Genomic DNA, 3,407 nt, shown 5'->3' with positions numbered 1-3,407 from the left:
GAGGGCCAGCGGCGGTGGCTGGGCGGCTCAGCGCCGCGCGCGGCCTCGGCCGCTGGGCGGCGTCTCGACGACCAGGCCGCCGGTGGTCAGCACCTGCTCGATGTGCTCCGACCACGCGCGGCCGATCTTCAGGCAGCCGCTGTGGTTGAGGTGGATCTCGTTGTGCCAGTCGCCGCTGATGCCGCTGGCTCCCGGCGCGGCCGCGGCCAGCGGCACGGCGGTCGAATCGAACACGAACAGTCCCGGGAACTGCTCCTTGTCCGCCATCAGCGACTTCAGCAGCTGCGCCAGGTGCATCACCATCAGCCGGCTGACCGCGGCCCAGTCGGCCGCCGGGATCGCATAGGCCTTCAGCGCCGGATACAGCCACGGTCCGTGGCCCGCATCCTCCGCGCCGGCCGGCCTCGGCATCGGCACCGCGTAGCAATGCATGAACACCGGCTTGCCGGCGGACGGCCCCTGGTCGCGCAGCGTCAGCAGGTGACGCAGGTTGGCCTTCAGGTAGTCCGCGTAGGTCGCCCAGCCCGGCTCCGAGAAGTAGCGGCCGACCCCCGCCGACGGCGGCCCCCATTCGGTCTGGCGGCGCAGCAGGCGCAGGTGCAGCGGCACCTCGGCGCCGTCGATCTGGGTCGGGGTCTGCGCCGCCTTGATCAGGTCGTTGCCGCCGACGGACAGCAGGATGCCGTCCCACACCGGCGATTCCGGCGCCGTCAGCAGGCGCACGAAGTCCGGCGCGGATTCGAGCTCGACCACCTTGGACAGGCTTTCGCGCTGGCCGGCGCAATTGATCGCGACGGCGGGTTTGGTCAGCACCAGTTCCTGGAGCAGGTTCGCGTGCGCGCTGAGCTTGGCCTGGGCGGTGGAGAACCAGGAGTCCCCTTGGGCCAGCAGGCGCCAGTGGTAGCCCTGCAGGTCGGGCCCGGGGGTGGACTGCAGATCCTCGGGGGCGAAACAGGCCAGGTGATCCAAGAGAAGCTCTCCCTAGTTTGGTGGACGGGTCACACGCGACAGGGTAGGCCGCGTGCATGACAGGCGCACGGCGCCCCGATTGGAGGGCAGGGTCAGTCCTTGCGCCATGCTACAAACCCTGGGCATTGTTGGCCGCGCCGCGAGCCGGTTCCAAGTCCCTCCCCCGGGACTGTTGCGCAAGCCCCACCCCTGTCCCTTCCCTCTGTCCCCTGGCCCTCGCCTCGCTCCTGCATGCCGATCCTCGCCCTGATGCTCAACGCCACCATCTGGGGGCTGTCCTGGTGGCCATTCCGTCAATTCGAGGGGGCGGGCATGCACCCGCTCTGGACCACGGTGATCATGTACGCGCTGTCCTGGGCGGTGGTGCTGCTGAGCCAGCGCGGGGCGGTGTCCGAATGGCTGCGCTCCCCCGGCCTGTGGGTGGTGACGCTGGCGGCCGGGATGACCAACACCGCCTTCAACTGGGGCGTGTCGACCGGCGACGTGGTGCGGGTCGTGCTGCTCTTCTACCTGATGCCGCTGTGGGCGGTGCTGCTGGCGCGGGTGGTCCTGCATGAGCCCTTGACGGCGATGGCGGGGTTGCGGATCGCCCTGGCGCTGGGCGGCGCGCTGGCCGTGCTGGCGCCCGCGGACGGCGGCTGGCCGGTGCCGTCCAGCCTGCCGGACGTGCTGGGACTGTTGGGCGGCATGACCTTCGCGTTCAACAACGTGATGCTGCGCCGCGAGGCCGCCCGCAGCCCGGGGGCGCGGGCGCTGGCGATGTTCACCGGCGGCGTGCTGGTGGCGGGCCTGTCGGCCGTCGCCATGGCGGGCCACGGCCTGGCGCCCTGGCCCTCGCTGCCGGGGGCCGTGTGGCTGCTGCCGCTGGCGGGCATGGCGCTGCTGTTCTTCGTCTCCAACCTGTCGCTGCAGTACGGCGCGGCGCGGCTGCCGGCGAACGTCACGGCGGTCGTGATGCTGACCGAGGTCCCGGTGGCGGCGATCTCGGCGCTGCTGCTGGGCGGCGGCACGCTGGACGGCAAGACGGCGCTGGGCGGTGCGGCGATCCTGGGCGCGGCGATGCTGGCAGCCCTGGAGCGCCACCGCGCCTGATCCGCCGCGCCGCGCTAGGATGCACCCCGGCCCACCCGGCCCCAACGAGGAGGTCCCCCATGAGCGCCAATGGCAAGACTGCCTTCGACTTCGACGCCGTCAGCATCGCTGGTGAGCCGGTCGCGCTGTCGCAGTACCGCGGCCGCGTGCTGCTGATCGTCAACACCGCCAGCGAATGCGGTTTCACCCCGCAATTCAAGGGCCTGGAGGACCTGTGGCGCGACTACCAGGCCCGCGGGCTGGTGATCGTCGGATTCCCGAGCAACGAGTTCGGCGGCCAGGACCCCGGCAGCAATGAGGAGATCGCCTCGTTCTGCCAGCTGAACTATGGGGTCAGCTTCCCGATGATGGCCAAGGTCAAGGTCAACGGCGGTGAGGCGCATCCGCTGTGGCAGTGGCTCAAGGGCGAGAAGCCCGGGATCCTGGGGACGCAGGGCATCAAGTGGAACTTCACCAAGTTCCTGGTCGGGCGCGATGGGCAGGTGCTCAAGCGCTTCGCGCCGAACGACGCGCCGGCGGCGATCCGCGGCGAGATCGAGGCGGCGCTGGGCGGCTGAGCGGCCTCAGCGTCCGGGAAGGCCGGCCGCGACCGGACCGATCCGGCAACGCGGATTTGTCGGACGGCCGACATTCTGGCCGCGCACGACGGCCTGGAGTCCATCGCCATGGAAGACGCACTCGGGCGCATCGCCCACCACTTCGCCCGTTTCGCCGAGATCGACGGCCAGGATGACCCGCTGTACCGCGCCCTCGCGGCGGTCATCGGCGGCGATGCCGCGCTGATGGGCCTGCTCCTGGAGGCGCCGCCGACGCAGCGCCTGCCCGTGCTGCTACTGGCGGCGCTGCATGAGCGGATCCTCGCGGGCGATCCGCATCCGTTGGCGGCGTATTACGCCAGCGTCGGCGGGACGCGCGCGCCCGACGACGCCTTGCCGGCGACGCTGCGGGACTTCATCCAGCGGGAGGACCCGGCGCTGCGCGCGCTGATCCGCACCCGCACGACGCAGACCAACGAGACCGGTCGCTGCGCGGTGCTGCGGCCGGCCCTGCAGGCGCTCGCGACGCGGCTGGGCGGGACGGCGTCGGCGCCGGTGGAACTCGCGCTGTTCGACTTCGGTTGCAGCGCCGGCCTGAACCTGGGCGTCGACCGCTATGCCTATGACGATGGTGTCGAGGTCACGCCGGGCGCGAGCCCCGACGCGCCGGTGATCCGGACGCATTGGCGCGGCGAACGCCCCACCGGCCTGCTGGGCGCGCCGTGCTGGCGGGCGGCGCGGCGGATGGGCGTCGACCTGAAACCGGCCGACCCCGCCGACGAAACCGCCGCTCGCTGGTTGCGCGCCTGC

At 71.7% G+C, this 3,407-nt stretch carries 4 protein-coding genes; 3 read left to right on the top strand and 1 reads right to left on the bottom strand.

The genetic code is table 11. The features are described from left to right. Positions 1 to 27: 27 nt before the first annotated feature. Entirely contained in the window at positions 28 to 969 is a 942-nt protein-coding gene (locus tag FUT87_RS23145) for a hypothetical protein (RefSeq protein ID WP_147242530.1), read from the bottom strand. A gap of 231 nt (positions 970 to 1,200) precedes the next feature. Here FUT87_RS23145 and FUT87_RS23140 point away from each other — a divergent pair, with 231 nt between their 5' ends. From FUT87_RS23140 to FUT87_RS23130, 3 genes are all read left to right on the top strand, one after another. Then, positions 1,201 to 2,061, top strand: a complete 861-nt coding sequence (locus tag FUT87_RS23140; RefSeq protein WP_147242529.1) for a DMT family transporter — start codon at positions 1,201 to 1,203, stop codon at positions 2,059 to 2,061. 59 nt (positions 2,062 to 2,120) lie between these two features. Continuing rightward, the gene (locus FUT87_RS23135) at positions 2,121 to 2,618 is read left to right on the top strand and encodes a glutathione peroxidase (RefSeq protein ID WP_091729093.1); all 498 of its coding nucleotides are present in this window, start codon (positions 2,121 to 2,123) and stop codon (positions 2,616 to 2,618) included. Positions 2,619 to 2,726: 108 nt separating this feature from the next. Beyond that, positions 2,727 to 3,407 (top strand): DUF2332 domain-containing protein (locus tag FUT87_RS23130; RefSeq protein WP_147242528.1); only part of this gene is annotated, 681 nt, incomplete at its 3' end.

It is taken from the genome of Mitsuaria sp. TWR114 (genome assembly GCF_007997345.1).
This window is presented reverse-complemented; position numbering and strand designations above follow the sequence as displayed.